This is a genomic window from Luteibacter sp. SG786 (genome assembly GCF_011759605.1).
Classification (GTDB): domain Bacteria; phylum Pseudomonadota; class Gammaproteobacteria; order Xanthomonadales; family Rhodanobacteraceae; genus Luteibacter.
Window position 1 is genome coordinate 2112264 of sequence record NZ_JAAOYX010000001.1, and the last position, 21151, is coordinate 2133414.

Below are 21151 nucleotides of genomic sequence, written 5' to 3' on the forward strand. Positions count from 1 at the left end.
AGGCTCGCATGCAAAACGATGCCGCAGGCAGCGTGCTCGCGTCTTTCGCGCACGGAGGGGGCGTACAATCGCCGGACGCCCCTCGGAGTGCGGACATGACGAAAGGACAGGGTTACTGGTTCGGTCGCAAGCGCTTCGGTTGGGGCATCAGTCCAACGAGTTGGGAGGGCTGGGCGAGCATCGCCGTCTATTGCGCCCTCATGATCTCCACGACGAGGATGGACTTCCTTGCCGGGCATCGTGTGTGGGACGTAGCGACGAAGGTGCTCCTCACCGTCGTTCTGCTCGTCATCGTGCTCGCCAAGTTCGACTCGTCGAAGCGGACCTGACGCTGTTACCGGACGATCAGTCCGGCAGGTTGCCTCCGTCGCGTTCGATCCAGCCGAGCACGAACGATTCAAGCGACGTGCGTGGCGGCAGTGCAAGTCCGGCTGCGTGAACGAACGCGGCGGATGCCCGAAGGAACGCCTGCTTCGCGCGCGCCGAGTCCAGGCGTGCCGCTGCCTGCCGTTGCCGCAGTTGCACGATGTGCGCAGAAGGTTGCCCGGGGCGGGAGAACTTCGCGTAGCGACGCAGTTCGTCGGCCGCGGTGGCGGTGTCGCGTGCCGCACGGTCCATCGCGGCCCGGTATGCGCGCGCTTGCGCCAGGTGGGCGGAAGCTTCGGCACTCAGGCTGGCGGACGAGGGTGTAGGGGTGCCGCTCATGAACAAGCTTCGCCATGAAAAAACGAAGCCCCGCATCGCTGCGGGGCTTCGTCTATAATTGGTGCCCAAGAGAGGACTCGAACCTCCACGGTTTTACCCGCTAGTACCTGAAACTAGTGCGTCTACCAATTCCGCCACCTGGGCAGGTGTCTCGAAGCAGCGTCGCCGCCCCGTGAGCCGCGTAGATTAGGTAGGTCGGGGAAACTTGTCAACGATTTCGCACCCCGGATGTGAAACTATTTCACGTCCCCATCCAAAGGTTCATAAGTGACGAAGAAAAAGAAAGGCTCGGGCGCGGATCGCGGCCCCCGCAAGGCGAACGCCACCCGGCCGGGCAAGGCCCTGGCGAAATACCGCGACCGCCTGCCGCCGCCGGCGGTGGTCGACCCACACGCCGACCGCGAGGCCCAGCGCTACGACCAGCCCATTCCCAGCCGCGAGGCCATCCTCGCGCTGCTCGAGGAACGCGGCGAGCTGCTGATGGCCGAGGACATCGCCCGGGCCCTCCGCCTGTTCACCGATTACGAGATCAACGCCCTCGGCAAGCGCCTCGGGGCGATGATCCGGGACGGCCAACTGCTGCGGAACCGTCGCGGCGGCTATGCGCCCGCCCAGAAGCTCAGCCTCATTCCCGGGCGAGTGATCGCCAATGCCGAGGGCTACGGCTTCCTGCGCCCCGACGAGGGCGGGGAAGACCTCTACCTGTCCCCCTCGCAGATGCGCAGCGTGTTGCACGGGGACCGTGTGCTCGCCAGCATCGTGGGCATCGACCGCCGTGGTCGCCGCCAGGGCGCCATCGTGGAAGTGCTCGAGCGGCGCTCGCCGCGTCTCGTGGGGCGGGTGGTGGTCGAGAACGGCGTGACCCTGGTGGAGCCGGACGACCGGCGCCTGCACCAGAACATCATGATCCCGGCCGGGCGCGACGCGGGTGCCCGCTCGGGCGAGATCGTCGTGGCCGAGATCACCGATCCGCCCACGCCGCACCGTGGCCCCCTCGGCACCATTCGCGCCGTGCTCGGCGAGCGGCTGCAGCCGTCGCTGGTGGTGGAAATGGCCATCGCCAGCCACGACCTCCCGCACGAGTGGCCGCCGCAGGTGCTGCGCCAGGCGGAGGAAGTGGAGCCGAAGGTCGGCGCCGACGAGCGCAAGGGCAGGGTGGATATCCGCAAGCTCCCGCTGGTCACCATCGACGGCGAGGATGCACGCGATTTCGACGATGCCGTGTACGCCGAAGCACTGAAAGGCGGCGGCTTCCGTCTTATCGTCGCCATCGCCGATGTGTCGCATTACGTGCCGGTGGGCACGCCGCTGGACGTCGAAGCCTACGAGCGCAGCACCTCCACGTATTTCCCCGGCTTCGTCGTGCCGATGCTGCCGGAAACCCTCTCCAACGGCATCTGCTCGCTGAATCCGAAGGTCGACCGCCTGTGCATGGTCTGCGACATGGAGATCGACGAAGACGGCGAAGTGGTCCAGTCGAAGTTCTACGAAGCGGTGATGTATTCGCACGCGCGGCTCACCTATAACAAGGTGTGGCAGGCGGTGGGCGAGCGTGACGCCGACGTGCGCGACGAGATCGCCGACGTGCTGCCGCAGGTCGAGACCCTGCATCGCCTCTACAAGGTCATGGCCAAGGCACGCAAGCGGCGCGGCGCCATCGACTTCGAAACCCCGGAAGTGAAGTTCCGGCTCGCGCCGTCGGGCGATGTGGTATCCATGGGCGCCACCGATCGCAACGATGCGCACAAGCTGATCGAGGAATGCATGATCGCCGCGAACGTGCAGGCGGCGCGGTTCCTCTCGAAGCGGAAGATTCCGGCGCTCTACCGCGTGCACGCGCCGCCACCGGCGGAGAAGTACGACGACCTCTTGCAGTTCCTGCGCGAGTTCAAGCTGAAGATGCCGCCGGCGGACGAAGTGACGCCTGCTGACTTCTCGGCGCTGCTGAAGAAGGTGCACGACCGCCCCGAGGCGGAACTGATCCAGTCCGTGCTGCTGCGCGCGCAAAGCATGGCGGTCTACCATCCGGAGAACCAGGGCCATTTCGGCCTGGCGCTGGACGCGTATGCGCATTTCACCTCGCCGATCCGCCGCTACCCCGACCTGCTGGTTCACCGCGCCATTCGCTATGCGCTCACCAAGGGCAAGCCCTCCGGCTATACCTATAGCGAATCGGAGATGGCATCCATGGCCGTGCATTGTTCGCAACGCGAACGCCGCGCCGAAGAGGCCGAGCGCGACGTCGACGAGCGGTTCAAGTGCGCGTGGATGGAAAAGCACGTTGGCGAGGAGTTCGCGGGCACCATCACGGGCGTCACCTCGTTCGGCCTCTTCGTGGAGCTGGCGGCGTCGCGCGTGTCGGGCCTGGTCCACGTGTCCCAGCTGCCGAACGACTATTACAAGTTCGATCCGGTCCGGCACCTGCTTTCGGGCGAGCGTACCGGTGCGAGCTATCGCCTGGGCGACTACGTGAGCGTGCAGGTACTCCGGGCGAGCCTGGAAGATCGCAAGATCGATTTCCGTCTCGTTGCGCGGTTGGCCGCGCTGCCGAAGCCGGCTGCGCCGGCGGCTCCGCCGCCGGTCGCGCCGCGCAAGAAAAGCGGCGGCATGGCGGCGGCGGGCAAGGCCATCGGCAAGGCCGCGAAGAAGGCGGTCGGGCGCATCTTCGGCAGCAAGGCGAAGGCTCCGGTTGCCGCCGAGCCGGTGACGGAGCATCATGCGCGGCCCGCGCGGCGGGGCGCCGCGGAAACCGAGGCATTGCCATTCGCGCGCAAGCGCGCTTCCCACACGGAAAGGGAGGCTTCCGTGGCGGCGTCGAGGCGTCGTTCGTCCGGCGGTGCCGGCGCGAAGAAGCAGGCCGCTGGTACGAAACCCCAAGCCCCGGCCACGGCGGCGAAGGCCGTGCCGACAAAGGGCCCTGCCGCGAAGAAAACCGCGGCGAAGAAGTCCTCGCGTAAACCCAGGAGCAAGCCGCAGGTATGAGCGAAACGTGGATCGTCGGCATCAATCCGGTCGAAGGCGCCCTCGCCAACGATCCGGATCGTATCCGTGAAGTGGTGATCGAGCAGAACTCGAAGAATGCGCGCGTGAACGAGATCGCCGCGCAGGCAAGGCGGCTCGGCCTGCCGGTGAAGACGGTGGGCAAGGAGCAACTGGAGAAGCTGGGTGGCGAGGCTCGCCACCAGGGCGTGATCGCGCGTTACGAAACGCCCCCGTTGCGGGGCGAAAACGATCTCCCTGGACTGCTCGACGCCGCCGGTGCGGATGCCCTTGTGCTCGTGCTCGACGGGGTTACCGATCCGCACAACCTCGGCGCTTGCCTGCGTAGCGCGGCTGCCGCGAAGGTCACCGCAGTGGTCGTGCCGAAAGATCGCGCGGTGGGCATCACGCCCACGGTGCGTCGTGCCTCGGCGGGCGGCGCGGACCTCGTGCCGGTCGTCGCCGCCACCAATCTCGCCCGTGCGCTGCGCTTGCTCAAGGATGCCGGTGTCTGGATCACGGGACTGGACGGCGACACCGACCAGTCGATCTACGACATCGACCTGAAGGGGCCCATCGCTCTCGTGATGGGCAGCGAAGGCGACGGCATGCGCCGCCTCACGCGCGAAACCTGCGATTTCGTGGCGAAGATCCCCATGCCCGGGAGCATGGAAAGCCTGAATGTTTCGGTGGCCACGGGCATCGTGTTGTTCGAGGCGTTACGTCAGCGAGGAAGCAAGCGATGAACCTGTTCTGGCACGACTGGGCCGGCCTGATCGGCGTGGCGCTGGTTCTCGTGGCGTTCTTTCTGCTCCAGGCGCACAAGCTCTCGGGGCAGGGGTACCCGTACCAGGTCATGAACCTGGTCGGTGCCTTCGGCATCCTGTTGTCGCTGATCTTCGGTACCTTCAACCTTTCGGCGTTCCTGCAGGAAATGGCGTGGTTCCTCATCAGCGTGTACGGGATCGTGCGCGGCGTACGCGTGCGCAACGCGGCAGGCCCGCTTCCGTAACCGCTGGTCAGCGCGCGGTTACACACCCCAGGTAAAATGGTTGCGGACAGGCGCAATGCCTGTCCGCTCGCGGGGACGGCCCCACGACGCGCATCATCTCCGCGGGGACGACCCCGCCCTTGCGGAGCTTTCCCATGTACTGGACTGTTCTCGTGCTTGCCGGTCTCTTTGAGATCGTCTGGGCTGTCGGCCTGAAATACAGCGAGGGTTTCAGCCGCCTGTTGCCCAGCATGCTTACCGTGGTTGCCATGGTGATCAGCATCGTGCTGCTCGCCGTCGCCACGAAGAAACTTCCGCTGGGTACCGCCTATGCGGTATGGACGGGTATCGGGGCGGTAGGTGCCGTGACGCTCGGCATCGTGCTGTTCGGCGAATCGGCGCAGCCATGGCGGCTGCTGTGCGTCGGGTTGATCCTGGCCGGGATCATTGGCCTGAAGCTCACGGCCTGAAAGATGGCGGGCTCTGTGTGGGAGCCGGTTATACCGGCGATCCCGCGGTAGCGGGCAAGCGTGTCGTCAGCCCCAAATCGCCGCTGAAGCGGCTCCCACACAAAGCAACACTTACTTGCCGAAATCCGGATTCGCCGTGTTGTCGCGCTTCGTGCGCGGTGCCACCAGCGGCTCGCCGTGCACCACGAACCAGACGTTCTCCGCGATGTTGGTCGCGTGGTCGCCGATGCGTTCGATGTTTTTCGCCATGAACAGCAGGTGCGTGCACGGCGTGATGTTGCGCGGATCTTCCATCATGTACGTGAGCAGGGCGCGGAACACCACCGTATAGGCCTCGTCGAGGTCCGCATCCGACTTCCATACCTCATAGGCAGCCTCGGCGTCCTGGTCGTGGTACGCCTTGAGCACGTTGCGGAGCTGGTCGGCCGCGAGTTCGGCGAGGTTGGCCAGGCCGCCCGCGGCGGTGATCGGAGCCACACGGCTCAGCGGGATGGAGCGCTTGGCCACGTTCGCCGCGTAATCCCCGATGCGCTCGATGTCGGCGGCGATGCGGAGGGCGGCGAACACGTTGCGGAGGTCGCCGGCGATCGGTGCGCGCAGGGCGAGCAGGCGGACCACGTCCTGGCTGATTTCCTGTTCGAGCGCGTCGAGGGCGTCGTCGTTGTCGACCACGCGCTGGGCCGCGCGCTCGTCGCGGCGTTCCACCACGTCGATGGCGGCTTCGAGCTGCGCGACGGCAAGTTCGCCCATCTTGACGATTTCGCCGGTGAGCCGCTTCAGCTCGTCGTCGTAGCTCTTGATGATGTGCTGGTGCGTGGTGTTCATCGCTAACCTCGGTAGGCGGGGGCTTAGCCGAAACGGCCGGTGATGTAGTCTTCCGTCTGCTTCTTGTCCGGCTTGGTGAAGATCTTTTCCGTCCGGTCGAACTCGATCAGCTCGCCCATGTACATGAAGGCGGTCATGTCCGAGCAGCGGGCGGCCTGCTGCATGTTATGCGTGACGATGACGATGGTGAAGTCGCGCTTCAGTTCTTCCACCAACTGCTCGATGCGGCTCGTGGCGATGGGGTCGAGCGCCGACGTGGGCTCGTCGAGCAGCAGCACCTCGGGCTTCAGGGCGATGCCGCGGGCAATGCACAGACGCTGCTGCTGGCCGCCGGAGAGGCCCAGGGCGCTCTGCTTCAGCTTGTCCTTCACTTCGTCCCACAGCGCCGCGCCGCGCAGGGCCTGCTCGACGCGGTTTTCCATCTCCGAACGCGAAAGCTTTTCGTGGTGGCGGATGCCGTAGGCCACGTTCTCGAAAATGGTCATGGGGAACGGCACGGGTTTCTGGAACACCATGCCCACCTTGCTGCGCAGGCGGTTGAGCGAGTACTTCGGATCGAGGATGTTCTCCCCGTCGAGGATGATCTCGCCCGTGGCGCGCAGGTTCGGGTAGATCGCGTAGATGCGATTGAAGATGCGCAGCAGCGTGGACTTGCCGCAACCGGAAGGGCCGATGATGGCCGTGACCTGCTTCTCCGGCACGTCCATGGCGATGTTCTTCAGCGCATGGAAATCGCCGTAGTAGAAGTTGACGTCGCGCGCGGTCATCTTTGCCGGCACCTGGCCAAGGTCCACGCCCGAGGCATGGGGCGACGCGCCGAACCCGGGCCGGGAGGCGACTTCGTTCATGTTAGTCATGGGACACCTTGGAGCGGAAGGCGAAACGGGCGATCAGGCTGAGCGCAAGCACGAACATCGTAAGCACGAAGGCGCCGGCCCAGGCGATGGTGTTGATGTCAGGGCTTGGGTCTTTCGTGTATTCGTAGATGATCTGCGGCAGGCTGGCCATGGGGGTCAGCGGGTTGAGGCTCGTGAACGTATTGCCGAAGGCCGTGAACAGCAGCGGTGCCGTTTCGCCGCTGATGCGGGCCAGGGCCAGCAGCACGCCGGTGACGATGCCCGACCGCGCTGAGCGGATCAGGATCTGCGTGGTGAGCTTCCATTGCGGCACGCCGAGCGACAGCGCGGCTTCACGCAGCGTGCCGGGAACCAGCCGCAACATTTCGTCGGTGGTGCGGACGATGACCGGCAGGGCGATCAGCGCGAGGGCCACGCCGCCGGCAAGGCCCGAGAAGGTCACGTTGCCGTTGGACAGGTACTTCGACGGGAGCACCACGATCGTGTAGACGAACAGGCCCAGCACGATCGACGGCGCCGACAGCAGGATGTCGTTGAGGAAGCGGATGGTCGGGCCCAGGCGCGAGCGGCGCGAATACTCCGCCAGCCAGGTGCCTGCGGCCACACCGATCGGCGTGGCGATGAGGATGCCGAGGAAGTTGAGGATCAGGCTGCCGATCATCGCGTTGGCCAGGCCGCCTTCCTCGCGGTAGGCCGTGATCTTGGTGAACAACTGCGGCTTCAGCGCCGAAGCGCCCTGACTCAGGGTTTCCCAGAGGATCCAGGCGAGGAAGAACAAGCCCAGGCCAGTGGCGATCACGCTGAGTACCATGGCGATGACGTTCTTGATGCGGCGTGTGGTGTAGAGCGACGCGGACATCAGTTGCCCTCCTTCGTGGCCAGCCGGCGAAGCATGAGGCGAGCGATCAGCAGCACGATGAAGGTCACCACGAACAGAAGGAAGGCGAGAGCCATCAGCGCGGAGCGTTGCAGGCCCTGCGCCTCGCCGAACTGATTGGCGATGGTGGAGGCGATGGAGCTGCCCGTTTCGAGGAAGGACCAGGAGAACTTGAAGGTGTTGCCGAGCACGAACGCGACGGCCATCGTTTCGCCGAGCGCGCGACCGAGGCCGAGGAACACGCCGCCGATGACGGCCGTGCGGGTGTAGGGCACCACGATGTCCCACACCACTTCCCACGTGCTGGAACCCAGCGCGTATGCCGACTCCTTCAGGCGCGTGGGCACCGTCTGGAAGACCTCTCGCATCACCGAGGAAATGAACGGGATGATCATCACCGCCAGCACGAGGCCCGCGGTGAGTACGCCGGCGCCGAAGAAGGGGTATTCGCTGGAGAAGAACTTCGCGATCCACGGCACATGCTGCACCAGCCACGATACCTGCCCGTCGGGGGGCTCGGCGCTGAAGTTGTTCATCAGCCACGGCTTGATGTGCTCGGCGACGAACGGGGCGAAGATGAAGAGGCCCCACATGCCGTAGATGATGGACGGAATGCCGGCCAGCAATTCGATGGCCGAGGCGACCGGACCGCGCAGCCACTGCGGCGCGATCTCGGTGAGGAAGAGGGCGATGCCGAAACTGATGGGTACCGCGACCACGAGTGCGATCATGGCCGTACCGACGGTGCCCATGATGGGCACCAGCGCACCGTACTGGTCGTTGCTGGGATCCCAGGCGGCGCTGGTGAGGAAGCCCCAGCCGAAGGTGCGGAACGCGTCCTGGCCCAGCCAGAGCGTGGAGCCCGCTGCGCCGATCAGCGAAAGGAGGACAAGCAGCGCGCAGGCTTTCAACACCCATCCGAAGATGAGGTCGTTGCGTGAGTCCGTCGACGTGCGGCTGGCCCCGGTGTGTGCGGGGGCGGTCGCGGCGTTGCTGGCGGTGGCATGCATAGGAATGCTGTTTCCCGGGCCTTTGCAAACGTTGGGTCGCCGCCCCTTACGGGACGGCGACCCCCTTGAACGACAGTCTGGACCGGAAGTGTGTCACCGGTCGGACGGTTCGTTGCTTACTTGAAGTCCGAACCCCAATAGGCCTGGATCTTCTGGGTGAGCGTGGTCGGCAGCGCGACGTAATCGAGCGACGCGGCGTCGGCCTGGCCCTTGTCGAAGGCGTACTTGAAGAAGTCGAACGCCACCTTGGTGTGCGAGGGGTTCTTCGACTTCTTGTACATGATGATCCAGGTGGTCGCCGTGATCGGCCATGCATCGTCGCCCGAGGCATTGGTCATGATCAGGTTGAAGTCCTTCGCGGAAGCCCAATCGGCCGTGGCGGCCGCCGCGGCGAAGGTGTCGGCGTTCGGCTGGACCCACTTGCCGGCCGCGTTCTGCATCTGCGCGAAGGAGATCTTGTTCTTCTTCGCGTAGGCATATTCGACATAGCCGATGGAACCGGGAATCTGGCGCACGTACTGCGAGACGCCTTCGTTACCCTTGCCGCCCACACCGGCCGGCCATTCCACGGCGGTGCCGAACTTCACCTTCGACGCCCACTCCGGGCTGACCTTCGACAGGTAGTTCGTGAAGTTGAACGAGGTGCCCGAACCGTCCGAGCGGTGCACCACCGTGATCTTCTTGGCGGGCACCTTGAGGCCCGGGTTCAGCGCCATGATGGCCGGATCGTCCCACGAGGTGATCTTGCCGAGGAAGATGTCGGCGAGGACGGGGCCGCTGAGCTTGAGCTGGCCGGTGAAGCCGGCGCCGAAGTTCACCACCGGCACGATGCCGCCCACCACGCTCGGGAACTGGCCGAGGCCGAACTTGGTCAGGTCTTCGCTGCTCATCGGGGCGTCGGAGGCGCCGAAGTCGATGGTGCCTTCCTTGATCTGCGCAATACCCGCGCCCGAGCCCACGGACTGGTAGTTGATCTTGTTGCCGGTCGATTCCGCGTACTTCGCGGACCACTTGGAGAGTACCGGGTAGACGAAGCTGGAGCCGGCGCCGGTGATGTCGGTGGCCTGCACGGCGGACATGCCGAAGAGCGAAGCGGCGACCAGCGCGGCAATGCGGAGTTTGCGTGTGAACACGGAGAGATCCCCTCGATGGAAAAGATGTCGGGCGAAGCCCGCCCGGGGCCGTATTCCAGCCCTGCCGTGTTGCAATGAGACGTACCGAATGTTTCAAGCAGATGACACCAGCCATTCTGGTGTCATATTAGGAACTTACGAACAGGCTCAAGCGACGATGGGAGCGGCCTGCTCGCGTTCGGCGAGTTCCAGCCGCCGCCAGCGGTTGACGATTTCGCAGAAGAGCTCGGCCGTGCGCTCGGCGTCGTAGATGGCCGAATGGGCTTCGCGGGTGTCGAATGCGAGCCCCGCGGCGAGTACCGCCTTGCTCAGTACCGTCTGCCCATAGGCAAGCCCGCCCAGGGTGGCGGTGTCGAAGCAGCTGAACGGGTGGAACGGATTCCGCTTGTGGCCCACGCGGCGCACCGCCGCGTTCAGGAATGCCAGGTCGAAGGCGGCGTTATGGCCCACCAGCACTGCACGCTGGCACCCGGCCGCCCGCACGGCCTCACGGACGGTGTTGAACACGTGGTCGAGGGCCTGCCGCTCGGGCAAGGCGCCGCGAAACGGGTGGTCAGGGTCGATACCCGTGATCTCCAGCGAGCGCGGGTCGATGTTGGCGCCCGGGAACGGCTCGACATTGGCCGCCACCGCCGGCTGGGGAACCAGGAACCCGGAAGGCTCCATGGCCACGGGCACGACGGCGATTTCGAGCAGGGCGTCGCGCTCCGACTCGAATCCGCCGGTTTCCACATCCACGATGACCGGCAGGAATCCCCTGAACCGCCCGGCCATGGTCGAAGCGGTGCTGTTGCTCGTCGTATCCATCCGCAAAGGATATCAGCCCGGGCCTGCGCGGGGTGCGCCCGTTAAGCGGATGTGCGCGTGTCGTCGATTTGCAACAAAAAAGGCATGGAACGGTAAATCTTGCGGCCCATTCTTCGCGGCGTTGGCCCCTTTGAGCATTTTCGGAGCGAAAAATCTCAAGGGGGCACAGGGGTTCATAGCCAAACGCCATTTCTTTCCTTAAGCGGAGACATCCCATGCGTTCCAAGTTGCTCACGGTGGCCATTGCCGCCGGTCTGGGCGTGACCAGCTTCTCGGCCCTTGCCGCGACGCCGAAGTCGCAGCAGCCGGCCCGGGTCACGGTCGACGCCGCCACCCTCCAGCAGCTGCAGGCCCAGCTTGCCGCCCTCCAGGCCAAGGTGGCCGACCTCGAGAGCAAGCAGGAAGCCCAGGCTGACGCACAGATCGAAACGGCCAAGGCCGTGAACGACGTGCAGGTCGCCGCCGCCAAGCCGACCGACGACCTGTCCAAGAAGGTCGAGAAGCTGGCCAAGTTCGTGGACAGCACCCATATCGGCGGCACGATGTTCTTCGACGTGTCCGACATGGATCACAAGGAGAAGGTCGGCAACGGTCCGAACGTGAAGAAGGACGGCCACGGTGCCACCAACGGCACGGGCTTCGACGTCAAGCGCTTCTACCTGACGGTTGACCACACCTTCGACGACATCTGGTCGGTCAACCTCACCACCGACTTCAACTACCAGTCGACGCTGTCGCAGACCAGTCTCTTCGTGAAGAAGGCCTACGTGCAGGGCAAGTTCGATCCGCTCTTCACGCTCCGACTGGGTGCGGCCGACATGCCGTGGATTCCGTTCGTCGAGAAGTGGTACGGCTACCGCTACGTCGAGAACACCATCACCGACCGCTCGTTCGAGGGCGGCCGCAGCGGCTCTACCGCGACCGCGGGTGGTGTGGGCGCCTTCGCCAACTCGTCGGACTGGGGCCTGCACGCCCTCGGCGCCACCACCGGCGACAACTCGATCAACTACCAGCTGTCCGTCGTGAATGGCCGCGGTTACCGCAATCTGAGCCGTTCGAAGAGCGTGGACGCGGAAGGCCGCTTCGGCTATTTGCCGATCGAGCAGATGGTGATCGCCGTCGGCGGTTACACGGGCAAGCGTGGCAACGATGTGGAGAGCGGCGCCCCGACGCGCACCGCAACCCGTGGCGACGCCCTCGTGGCATGGCGCGACAAGACCTTCGGTGCCGGCGTGGAATATTTCCACTCCGAGAACTGGGACGACATCCTGAAGTACCAGGGTGGCTCCGCCCCGGCCCCGCTGTCGATCAAGGACAAGGCCGACGGTTACTCGCTGTGGGCCGACTGGCACTTCGACCCGCAGTGGGCCGTGTTCGCCCGTTACGATCGCGTCAGCTACAAGTACACGACGATCGCCGATACGGAACGCGAGTTGAAAGACAAGTACTACAACGCCGGCGTCTCGTACGACGTGCTGAAGAACCTGAAGCTCGCCCTGGTGTACAAGCACAATCGCCTCGACGGCCCGTACGCCACCCCGTACCACTACAAGACCGACGAAGTCGGTTTCTGGGGCATGCTCAGCTTCTGACCGTTATCGGAAGGGAGTTCGACTCAAGGACGAACCGACGGCGGGCGCGAGCCCGCCGTTTTTTGTTTGCTATTGCGAATCGTCTCAAGCATCGGGTGCGCTCTTTCAACCGCGAAGGCTGAACAAAATCGCGTTCGAGCCCCTCTCCATGTCGCGAAACCGTGCGCTGTGACGAGTTTTTCGCACGAAATACGCATCGAGGCTGAATCGGGCACGGAAACCCCTTGCATCTGTCACATTCGCTACGTAGTTTCGGCTGCATGAACCATTCTCCGGTCAAGACCGTACGACGCATCGCAGGCACGCTCATCGCGTTCCTCGCGCTTTTCGTCGTGTGCGCCGGGGTTCATGCCATGCCCTGCCACGTGGCGGACGGCACCGCGGATGCATTGCATGCTCCGCTGATCCTCGACCTCGAGGATGCGGCCGGCGATGCCGCCGACCCTGGCGACGAAGACATCGTCACGTCGCTCGAAGACAACAACGGCAACCTCGACGACACCTTCGACCTGCCGCCGGAACACGTGGTCGCCGTGTCGCGCCACTATGCGGGCCAGCCTGCCGGCCACGTGCCCACGTCGTACGCGCACCACCGCGGTTCCGAACTCCGCCCCCCGATCGCCTGATCCCCGGGCGCGTCCGCGCCCATGCCCCGCGACCCTTTCCCCACGCGCCTGCGGCTTCGCCAGGCGCAGGCGGACGCGCGTGCGCCCGCCACCCCCAACGCTCTGAACGAGGAACACGTCATGGAACGTCTCATCGAAGGTTTCGACCATTTCCGCCGTCATATGACCGACGAGCAGCGCGCGCTATTTGCCCGCCTTGCCTCGGGCCAGACCCCGCACACCATGTTCATCACCTGCGCCGATTCGCGCATCATGCCCGAGATGATCTTCTCGACGCAGCCGGGCGACATCTTCGTGTATCGCAATGTGGGCAACATCGTCCCGCCTTATGCGCAGCACGTCAGCGGCGTGGTGGCCGCCATCGAATACGCGGTCACGGCGCTGAAGGTGCAGCACATCGTCATCTGCGGCCACTCCGATTGCGGCGCCATGAAGGCGCTGCAGAACCCGGCGGCGCTCAAGGGCAAGCCGTCCGTGGAGCAATGGCTGAAGCATGCGGACGTCGCCCGTTACGTGGTGGCCGAGAACCGCCCGACGATCCAGGGCGAGGAAGGCCTTCGCTACCTTACCGAGGAGAACGTGGTCGGCCAGCTGGAGCACATGCGCACGCTCCCGGCGGTCGCCGCGGCGATGGCGAACGGAAGCCTGCGTATCCATGGCTGGATCTACGACATCGCGAAGACGGAGATCACCGCCTTCGACCCGGCCGAGGGGCGTTTCCGCCCCCTGATCGCCGGCGACGACAACGTGCCCGACGCGACGCCGCATGCGCGGTTCTCCACGCCGATGCGCGTTGCTTCCGCCGCTTAAGGATTCACCATGCGCGCCTATTTCTCACAAGGCCTGTTCGGCCGCGACCTCCTGGGATCGGTGGTTGTCTTCCTTGTCGCACTGCCGCTATGCATGGGCATAGCGATCGCCTCGGGCATGCCGCCGAGCGCGGGCCTGATCACGGGCATCGTGGGCGGCATCGTGGTCGGTGCCATCGCCGGTTCCCCGCTGCAGGTCAGCGGGCCGGCGGCGGGTCTGGCCGTCCTGGTGTTCGAACTGGTGCGTGAGCACGGCGTGGCCGCGCTCGGCCCCGTCGTGCTGCTTGCCGGCTTGATCCAGGTGGTGGCCGGGCTGTGCCGTGTCGGCGTCTGGTTCCGCATGACGTCGCCGGCCGTGGTGGCCGGCATGCTGTCGGGTATCGGCATTCTCATCGTGGCCTCGCAGTCGCACGTGTTGCTGGATGCCATTCCGAAAGCGCGCGGCCTGGAAAACTTCGCCGCACTGCCAGCGGCGGCCTGGGAATCGATCACGGGTGCGGGCGAGGGGCAAGCTCCCGCGGCGCTCATGGTCGGCCTCGGTACCATCGCCATCATGCTCGGCTGGGAAAAGCTCCGCCCCGCGAAGCTGCGTTTCGTCCCGGGCGCACTGCTGGCCGTGGTGGCGATGACGCTCGCGGCGCAGTTCGGCGCGCTCGACGTGAAACGGGTGGACGTACCTTCCAACCTGTTCTCCGCGGTGAACCTGCCGACCTTCGGCAGCTTCTTCGGCGTGTTCGACGCCACGCTGCTCGTGGCCGCCGCCACCTTCGCCTTCATCGCCAGCGCGGAGACGCTGCTCTCGGCGGCGGCGGTGGATCGGATGCACGACGGCGTGAGGACCAACTTCGACCGTGAGCTGACGGCGCAGGGTGTGGGCAACCTCATCTGCGGCTTCCTCGGTGCACTGCCGATGACCGGCGTGATCGTGCGCAGTGCGGCCAATGTGCAGGCGGGCTCCGCCACGCGCATGGCGGCGATCATGCACGGCGCGTGGCTGCTGGGTTTCGTGATGCTGCTGCCGTGGCTGATGCGGATGACGCCGGTATCCTGCCTCGCGGGCATCCTCGTCTTCACCGGCGTGAAGATGGTGAACCCGAAGCAGATCAAGGACCTCGCGGTCTATGGCAAGGGCACCGCGGCGGTCTACGTGGCCACCACGGTCGCCATCGTCGCCACCGATCTGCTCACCGGCGTGATCATCGGCTTCGGCATGTCGCTGCTGCGTCTTGCCTTGCTGTCGTCCAGGCTGAAGATGGACGTGACGCACCACGATGAACCGGGTGCCGCCACGCTTCACCTGGAAGGTTCGGCCACCTTCCTTAAGGTGCCGACCATGGCACGCACGCTGGAGCGCATTCCGCCGAACACGCGCCTCTCGGTCATGCTCGACCGCCTGCACCACATCGACCAGGCGTCGCTGGAACTGCTGCGCGAGTGGGGCCGCAATGCCTCGAAGCGTGGTTGCGAACTGGTGGTGGACTGGCAGGAACTGGGAAGGCGCGTGGAGGGCGCCAGAAGCGCAGCGTAGCAAACGCCACCGTGTAGGAGCCGCTATAGCGGCGAGAGAATTCTTGCGAGTTCGTCGCGAGGTTTCCTCGCCGCCATGGCGGCTCCTACAGGTGTCGGTGACCTTTCGCCATCAGTCGCTCTTCGTGTCGTCCGGACGCGTCTTGTGCTTATACGCGCACAAATCGACGATGGCGCAACGCGGGCATTCCGGCTTGCGCGCCTTGCACACGTAGCGGCCATGCAGGATCAGCCAATGGTGGGCATCCTGGATGAATTCCTTCGGGATCACCTTTTCCAGCTTGTCCTCGACCTTGCGCACGTCGGGTCCGGGCGCCAGGCCCGTGCGATTGGCCACGCGGAAGATGTGCGTGTCCACGGCGATGGTGGGCTGGCCGAACGCCGTGTTGAGCACCACGTTTGCGGTCTTCCGGCCGACACCCGGCAGTTCCTCCAGGGCTTCCCGCGTGGTCGGCACCTCGCCCGCATAGCGGTCGACGAGGATCTGGCTCATGGCGATGAGGTTCTTCGCCTTGTTGTTGTAGAGGCCGATGGTGCTGATATAGCCCTTGAGCTTTTCCAGGCCCAGATCCAGGATCTTCTGCGGCGTGTTCGCCACGGGAAAGAGCTTGCGCGTGGCCTTGTTCACGCCCACGTCGGTCGCCTGCGCGGAGAGCGCCACGGCGGCCAGCAGTTCGAACGGGGTGGTGTATTCCAGTTCCGTCTTCGGATGCGGGTTCAACTCGCGCAGGCGGGTGAACATCTCGACCACGTCGGCCTTCTTCACGGGCTGTCCTTCTTCCTGGCTTTCGCGCGTGCGAGGGCTTCGAGCACCGCGTTGCGCGCTGTCGGCGCCGCTACGTCCACCTTGCTGGCGGCAAGCTGCCGTTCGCGCGCCTCGCGCTCCCGCGCCAGACGCCGCTCACGGCGTTGGAACCGCCATCGGGCGGCATCGGCGTGTGCGCGGTCGTCCGCCTGCGCCTGCGGCATCGGGTCGAGCGCAATGCAATCGACGGGACAGGCCGGCACGCAGAGTTCGCAACCTGTGCAGAGGTCGGCCACGACCGTATGCATCTGCTTTGACGAGCCGACGATGGCATCGACGGGGCACACCTGGATGCACTTCGTGCAACCGATGCAGTCCGCTTCCACGATGCGCGCGAGCGTGCGCGGCTTCTCCACGCCGCGGGAGGTGTCCAGCGGCAGCACGGGGCGGTCCAGCAGGGCGGCCAGCCGGGCTATGCCGGCGGCGCCGCCAGGCGGGCAACGATCGATCGATGCCTCGCCCGCGGCCATCGCTTCGGCATACGGCCGGCAGCCATGGAATCCGCATTGTTCGCACTGCGTCTGCGGAAGCAGGTCGTCGATGCGATCGGCAAGCGTTGGCGTCATGGCTGGCGCAGCCGGGTGTGGTGTCAGCGGACGGTGGCGCCCGGCGCCGCGCCCTGGTCGGCGTCGAGCAGGAAGAGGTCCGCACCGCCGTCGCCGGCCGAGAGGATCATGCCCTCGGACAGGCCGAAGCGCATCTTGCGCGGGGCGAGGTTGGCGATGAAGACCACGTTACGACCGATCAGTTTTTCCGGTTCGCCGTAAGCGGCGCGGATACCGGAGAAGATCTGCCGCTGCCCGAGCGGGCCGGCGTCGAGTTCGAAACGCAGGAGCTTGTCCGAACCTTCAACGAATTCGCACGCCGTGACCTTGCCGATGCGGAGGTCGAGCTTGGCGAAGTCGTCGATGGAAATGGTAGCGGTTTCGGTGGTGGCGTCGGTCATGGGTTTCGGTGCTTCTTTGGTTTTCTTGGCGGGCTTCGCTTCCGCGGCGGCCGACGTGGCCTGCTCGGCGGGCGACAGCGATTCTTTCGATGCTTCGACCATGGCCTCGATCTTCTTGGGGTCGAGGCGTCCGAAGAGCGGAGTGAACGCGTTCACGGTATGGCCGAACATTTCCTGGCGCGCATCGGCGAAATGCGCCGTGGGCAGGCCGAGGAAGTCTTCCGCCAGCGCCGCCGTCTTCGGCAGGATGGGCTTGACCAGGCCGGTGAGCAGACGGAACACGTGGATGGCGAGGCTGCAGATCTGATGCAGCTCGTTGCGCCGGGTTTCGTCCTTCGCCAGCTTCCAGGGCGCCACGGCGGCGATGTAGCCGTTGGCATCGTCGGCCAGGGCCACGAAGCGGCGGCACACTTCGGCCAGGTCGCCGCTCTCGTAGAGCGCCACGGTCTCGTCGTAGGCGGCCACGAAGTTCGGCCACCACGCGGAAACCGGTTCCTCGAAACGGTCGGCCAACTTTCCGTCGAAGTGCGAGTGCAGGAAACCGGCGGTGCGGCTGGCGATGTTCACCCACTTGCCCACGAGGTGCGAATTGACGCGTTCCTCGAACGACTTCAGGTCGAGGTCGACGTCCACCGGGTTTTCGGTGAGCATCGTGGCGAAGTAATAACGCAAGGCTTCCGGATCGAGGCCGCTGTCGAGGTACGTGCGCGCCTGGATGAAGGTGCCGCGCGACTTGGACATCTTCGCGCCGTTCACGGTCAGGTACCCGTTCACGTGCAGCGCGGTGGGCGTGCGCATATGCGCGCCGTGCAGCATCGCCGGCCAGAACAGGCCGTGGAAGTTGATGATGTCCTTGCCGATGAAATGGTGCATCTCGGCCTGGCTGCCCGGACCGAGGAAGTCGTCGAAGCGCAGGCCGGTGCGCTCGCACAGGGCCTTGAACGACGCCAGATACCCCACGGGTGCGTCGAGCCACACGTAGAAGAACTTGCCCGGCGCATCGGGAATGGGGAAGCCGAAATACGGCGCATCGCGGGAAATGTCCCAATCGCGCAGCCCGCCGTCCAGCCATTCGGCCAATTTGGCGGCCACGCCGGCATTGGCCACGGCCTTGCCGTCGGTGAAGCGGCCGGCGAACCAGTCGCGCAACAGGGTTTCGAACTTGCCGAGTTCGAAGAAGTAGTGTTCCGAATCGCGCAGGATCGGTGTGGCGCCCGACATCACCGAATACGGATTGCGAAGCTCCGTAGGCGCGTAGGTGGCACCGCAGTTCTCGCAGTTGTCGCCGTACTGGTCGGGCGTGCCGCACACCGGGCAGGTGCCCTTGATGTAGCGGTCGGGCAGGAACATGTCGCGCTCGGGGTCGTACAGCTGCTGGATGTCGCGCCGGGCGATGTAGCCGCCTTCGCGCAGCCGCGTGTAGATCGTGTTCGCGAGCGCCTGGTTCTCCGGCGAATGCGTGGTGTGGTACTGGTCGTAGCTGAAGTGGAAGTCGGTGAAGTCGGCTTCGTGCCCCGCGCGAATATCCGCGATGTAGGCTTCCGGCGACTTTCCGGCCTTCTCGGCCGCGAGCATGATCGGCGTGCCGTGGGCGTCCTCGCCGGCCACGTACCAGACTTCGTGGCCCTGCATGCGCTGCGCCCGCGCCCAGATGTCGGCCTGGATGTAGCCGAGCATGTGGCCCAGGTGCAGCGGGCCGTTGGCATAGGGAAGGGCGTTGGTGACGAGGATGCGGCGGTCCATGATTCGCACGGGCGGCTGTAGGACCGTGGATTATGGCATGCGCGGGTAAACGCCGGTCGCCCCGGCAACGCCCCTGCCGGGCTATTCGGCGCGCACCCACTCCTGGCTGCGGCCGATCAGCGAGAAGCCGATGTAGCCATGTACGTCGAGCTTTTGGCCACCGTCTTCCAGCTTCAGCGTGACCTTGTAGATCTTGCCCTTGGCCGGGTCGAGGATCTGGCCGCCGGACCATTCGTCGCCGTCCTTCTTCAGGCCCCACATGATGGTCATGCCTTCGATGGGCTTGTTCTTACGCTCGCCGCTGCACTCGGAACAGACCGGGTGCGGGCCGTGCTCGGACTTCAGCACCTGCAACACCTTGCCTTCCAGCAGGCCGCCGTTTTCGGTGATCTCGACGATCGATTTCACCTCGTGGGTCTTGTCGTCAATCGTCTTCCACTTGCCGACGGGGCTGTCGTTCGCGGCGAGGGCGGGGAGGGCGGTCGCCGCGAGGGCGAAGGCGAGGGCGGTGCGGATCGGACGCTTCATAGGCTTGCGGGCTCCCCATACGGTCAGGTACGGGCGAGCCTGACGAGCCCCGGCGCGGCCGTCAAGCTGCAACGCGCCAGATGCGCGACAGGGCGGGACAGGGCGCAACTGGCATAATGGGCGATCTCAGAATTTCCCCAGCCCCCCAACATGACCCAAGCCAGCGAAACCCTCGTCCGCGGCATCCTCGACCGCCTCGTCGACCCCCATTCCGGGCAAGGGCTGGGCGCATCCGTGCGTGCCGTCGGCGTGGACGGCGACCGCGTCTCCGTCGATATCCAGCTGGGCTACCCCGCCGCGGGTTACGTCGAGCCGGCCACGGCGGAGGCGAAGGCGGCCCTGGAGGCGGATCCGGCCATCGCTTCGGCAGCGGTCTCGGTCGGCTGGCGGGTGCACGCCCACAAGGTGCAGGGGCAGCTCGCACCCTTGCCGGGCGTGAAGAACGTGGTGGCCGTGGCGTCGGGCAAGGGCGGCGTGGGCAAGTCCACCGTGTCGGTGAACCTGGCGCTCGCACTGGTGGCCGAAGGGGCAAAGGTGGGCATCCTCGATGCCGACATCTACGGCCCCAGCCAGCCCCGGATGCTTGGTCTGAGCGGCAAGCCCACCTCGCCGGACGGCAAGAGTATCGAGCCCATGCGGGCGCACGGCCTGCAGGCCATGTCCATCGGGGTGCTGATCGACGACGACACCCCTATGATCTGGCGCGGCCCGATGGTCACCCAGGCCCTGATGCAACTGCTCACCGATACGCGCTGGGAAGATCTCGATTACCTGTTCATCGACCTCCCGCCGGGCACGGGCGACATCCAGCTCACGCTGTCGCAGAAGGTGCCGGTCTCCGGCGCCGTGATCGTCACCACCCCGCAGGACATCGCGTTGCTGGACGCCCGCAAGGCGCTGGGCATGTTCCGCAAGGTGGAGGTTCCGGTCCTCGGCGTGGTGGAGAACATGGCGACCCACATCTGCACGAACTGCGGCCACGAGGAGCACATCTTCGGCCACGGCGGCGGCGCGCGCATGGCGGGGGAGGCCGGTATCCCCTACCTCGGCGACCTGCCGCTGGACATCCGCATCCGCGAGCAGGCCGACGAAGGGCGGCCCACGGTCGCCGCCATCCCGGACTCCGATCTGGCCATGCGCTACAGGGCCATTGCCCGCAGCACGGCGGCGAGGCTTTCGCTGCAGGCGCGGAACAAGGCCATCGGCTTCCCGAAGATCGTCATCCAGAACACCTGAAACGCGCCTGCTGGCGCGTTCGCCGACGTTCCTTTACCTTTCCGGCTCCAGCGAGGGAGAGACAGCATTGAGCATCAAGTCCGACAAGTGGATCCGCCGCATGGCCGCGGAGCACGGCATGATCGAGCCGTTCGCCCCCGGCCAGGTCAAGGAGCGCGACGGCCACCGTCTGGTTTCCTACGGCACGTCGAGCTACGGCTACGACGTTCGTTGCGCCGATGAGTTCAAGGTGTTCACGAACATCAATTCGACGATCGTGGACCCGAAGGCGTTCGACGAACGCAGCTTCGTCGACATCAAATCGGACGTGTGCATCATTCCGCCGAATTCGTTCGCGCTTGCGCGTACCGTCGAGTACTTCCGCATACCGCGCAAGGTGCTCACGATCTGCCTGGGCAAGAGCACCTACGCGCGCTGCGGCATCATCGTGAACGTGACGCCGCTCGAACCCGAGTGGGAAGGCCACGTCACCCTGGAGTTCTCGAACACCACGCCGCTGCCCGCCAAGATCTACGCCAACGAAGGCGTGGCGCAAATGCTCTTCCTGGAGTCCGACGAGGAATGCGAGGTGTCGTACGCGGATCGCGGCGGCAAATACCAGGGCCAGCGCGGCGTGACCCTGCCGAGCACCTGAACCGCTCCTCCCTCCCGGTTTGTCCCGATACACCGCCCGCGCGGTAGACTT

At 65.5% G+C, this 21151-nt stretch carries 22 protein-coding genes and 1 tRNA gene; 11 read left to right on the forward strand and 12 right to left on the reverse strand.

What is annotated here, in order from left to right:
• Window positions 1-95: 95 nt before the first annotated feature.
• Window positions 96-329 carry a hypothetical protein gene (locus tag FHS47_RS09720; RefSeq protein WP_167021750.1) on the forward strand — a complete coding sequence of 78 codons (234 nt, stop codon included), beginning with the start codon at window positions 96-98 and terminating at the stop codon, window positions 327-329.
• Between the two features lie 16 nt (window positions 330-345).
• Here FHS47_RS09720 and FHS47_RS09725 read toward each other — a convergent pair whose 3' ends face one another.
• Together FHS47_RS09725 and FHS47_RS09730 are read right to left on the reverse strand one after the other, a co-directional pair.
• Window positions 346-705, reverse strand: a complete 360-nt coding sequence (locus FHS47_RS09725; RefSeq protein ID WP_167026253.1) for a hypothetical protein — start codon at window positions 703-705, stop codon at window positions 346-348.
• A gap of 59 nt (window positions 706-764) precedes the next feature.
• Window positions 765-849 (reverse strand) — tRNA-Leu (locus FHS47_RS09730).
• 234 nt (window positions 850-1083) lie between these two features.
• On the opposite strand from FHS47_RS09730, the gene rnr reads away from it, so the two are divergent.
• The 4 genes from rnr (at window position 1084) to sugE (ending at window position 5145) form a co-directional block, all read left to right on the forward strand.
• Window positions 1084-3687 carry a ribonuclease R gene (rnr, locus tag FHS47_RS09735; protein WP_167027881.1) on the forward strand — a complete coding sequence of 868 codons (2604 nt, stop codon included), beginning with the start codon at window positions 1084-1086 and terminating at the stop codon, window positions 3685-3687.
• Window positions 3684-4430 (forward strand): 23S rRNA (guanosine(2251)-2'-O)-methyltransferase RlmB, encoded by a 747-nt coding sequence (gene rlmB / locus FHS47_RS09740; protein ID WP_167026256.1) that lies wholly within the window; start codon window positions 3684-3686, stop codon window positions 4428-4430. The genes rnr and rlmB overlap by 4 nt, the downstream gene beginning before the upstream one ends.
• Window positions 4427-4696 (forward strand): hypothetical protein, encoded by a 270-nt coding sequence (locus FHS47_RS09745; protein WP_167026259.1) that lies wholly within the window; start codon window positions 4427-4429, stop codon window positions 4694-4696. The genes rlmB and FHS47_RS09745 overlap by 4 nt, the downstream gene beginning before the upstream one ends.
• Before the next feature lie 134 nt (window positions 4697-4830).
• Window positions 4831-5145 (forward strand): quaternary ammonium compound efflux SMR transporter SugE, encoded by a 315-nt coding sequence (gene sugE, locus FHS47_RS09750; protein ID WP_167026262.1) that lies wholly within the window; start codon window positions 4831-4833, stop codon window positions 5143-5145.
• A 111-nt stretch (window positions 5146-5256) separates the two neighbouring features.
• Here sugE and phoU read toward each other — a convergent pair whose 3' ends face one another.
• From phoU to rnt, 6 genes are all read right to left on the reverse strand, one after another.
• Entirely contained in the window at window positions 5257-5970 is a 714-nt protein-coding gene (gene phoU / locus FHS47_RS09755) for a phosphate signaling complex protein PhoU (protein WP_167026265.1), read from the reverse strand.
• A gap of 23 nt (window positions 5971-5993) precedes the next feature.
• Window positions 5994-6737 (reverse strand): phosphate ABC transporter ATP-binding protein PstB, encoded by a 744-nt coding sequence (gene pstB, locus FHS47_RS09760; protein WP_247741423.1) that lies wholly within the window; start codon window positions 6735-6737, stop codon window positions 5994-5996.
• 82 nt (window positions 6738-6819) lie between these two features.
• The gene (gene pstA / locus FHS47_RS09765) at window positions 6820-7686 is read right to left on the reverse strand and encodes a phosphate ABC transporter permease PstA (protein WP_167026270.1); all 867 of its coding nucleotides are present in this window, start codon (window positions 7684-7686) and stop codon (window positions 6820-6822) included.
• A complete protein-coding gene (gene pstC / locus FHS47_RS09770) occupies window positions 7686-8714 on the reverse strand; it encodes a phosphate ABC transporter permease subunit PstC (RefSeq protein ID WP_167026273.1) in 1029 nt (342 codons plus the stop codon). Before pstC ends, pstA begins: the two co-directional genes overlap by 1 nt.
• Window positions 8715-8830: 116 nt before the next feature.
• Window positions 8831-9847: a phosphate ABC transporter substrate-binding protein PstS gene (pstS, locus tag FHS47_RS09775; protein WP_167026276.1), complete on the reverse strand. Its 1017-nt coding sequence runs from the start codon at window positions 9845-9847 to the stop codon at window positions 8831-8833.
• A gap of 147 nt (window positions 9848-9994) precedes the next feature.
• Entirely contained in the window at window positions 9995-10654 is a 660-nt protein-coding gene (rnt, locus tag FHS47_RS09780) for a ribonuclease T (protein ID WP_167026279.1), read from the reverse strand.
• Window positions 10655-10869: 215 nt separating this feature from the next.
• On the opposite strand from rnt, the gene FHS47_RS09785 reads away from it, so the two are divergent.
• The 4 genes from FHS47_RS09785 to FHS47_RS09800 all read left to right on the forward strand — a co-directional run bounded on the left by FHS47_RS09785 (window position 10870) and on the right by FHS47_RS09800 (window position 15209).
• On the forward strand, window positions 10870-12246 hold the full coding sequence (locus FHS47_RS09785; RefSeq protein ID WP_167026282.1) for a carbohydrate porin: 1377 nt from the start codon (window positions 10870-10872) through the stop codon (window positions 12244-12246).
• A 260-nt stretch (window positions 12247-12506) separates the two neighbouring features.
• Window positions 12507-12872 (forward strand): hypothetical protein, encoded by a 366-nt coding sequence (locus FHS47_RS09790; protein WP_167026285.1) that lies wholly within the window; start codon window positions 12507-12509, stop codon window positions 12870-12872.
• Between the two features lie 120 nt (window positions 12873-12992).
• The gene (locus FHS47_RS09795; protein ID WP_167026288.1) at window positions 12993-13682 is read left to right on the forward strand and encodes a carbonic anhydrase; all 690 of its coding nucleotides are present in this window, start codon (window positions 12993-12995) and stop codon (window positions 13680-13682) included.
• Window positions 13683-13691: 9 nt separating this feature from the next.
• Entirely contained in the window at window positions 13692-15209 is a 1518-nt protein-coding gene (locus FHS47_RS09800; RefSeq protein WP_167026291.1) for a SulP family inorganic anion transporter, read from the forward strand.
• A 111-nt stretch (window positions 15210-15320) separates the two neighbouring features.
• Here FHS47_RS09800 and nth read toward each other — a convergent pair whose 3' ends face one another.
• The 4 genes from nth to FHS47_RS09820 form a co-directional block, all read right to left on the reverse strand.
• On the reverse strand, window positions 15321-15950 hold the full coding sequence (nth, locus tag FHS47_RS09805; RefSeq protein WP_167027884.1) for an endonuclease III: 630 nt from the start codon (window positions 15948-15950) through the stop codon (window positions 15321-15323).
• A gap of 20 nt (window positions 15951-15970) precedes the next feature.
• A complete protein-coding gene (rsxB, locus tag FHS47_RS09810; RefSeq protein WP_167026294.1) occupies window positions 15971-16579 on the reverse strand; it encodes an electron transport complex subunit RsxB in 609 nt (202 codons plus the stop codon).
• 23 nt (window positions 16580-16602) lie between these two features.
• Window positions 16603-18702, reverse strand: a complete 2100-nt coding sequence (gene metG, locus FHS47_RS09815) for a methionine--tRNA ligase (RefSeq protein ID WP_167026297.1) — start codon at window positions 18700-18702, stop codon at window positions 16603-16605.
• Between the two features lie 81 nt (window positions 18703-18783).
• On the reverse strand, window positions 18784-19230 hold the full coding sequence (locus FHS47_RS09820) for a DUF2147 domain-containing protein (protein ID WP_167026300.1): 447 nt from the start codon (window positions 19228-19230) through the stop codon (window positions 18784-18786).
• A gap of 150 nt (window positions 19231-19380) precedes the next feature.
• Here FHS47_RS09820 and apbC point away from each other — a divergent pair, with 150 nt between their 5' ends.
• The gene (apbC, locus tag FHS47_RS09825; protein ID WP_167026303.1) at window positions 19381-20466 is read left to right on the forward strand and encodes an iron-sulfur cluster carrier protein ApbC; all 1086 of its coding nucleotides are present in this window, start codon (window positions 19381-19383) and stop codon (window positions 20464-20466) included.
• Between the two features lie 67 nt (window positions 20467-20533).
• On the forward strand, window positions 20534-21100 hold the full coding sequence (dcd, locus tag FHS47_RS09830) for a dCTP deaminase (RefSeq protein ID WP_089973877.1): 567 nt from the start codon (window positions 20534-20536) through the stop codon (window positions 21098-21100).
• The last annotated feature ends 51 nt before the right edge of the window (window positions 21101-21151 follow it).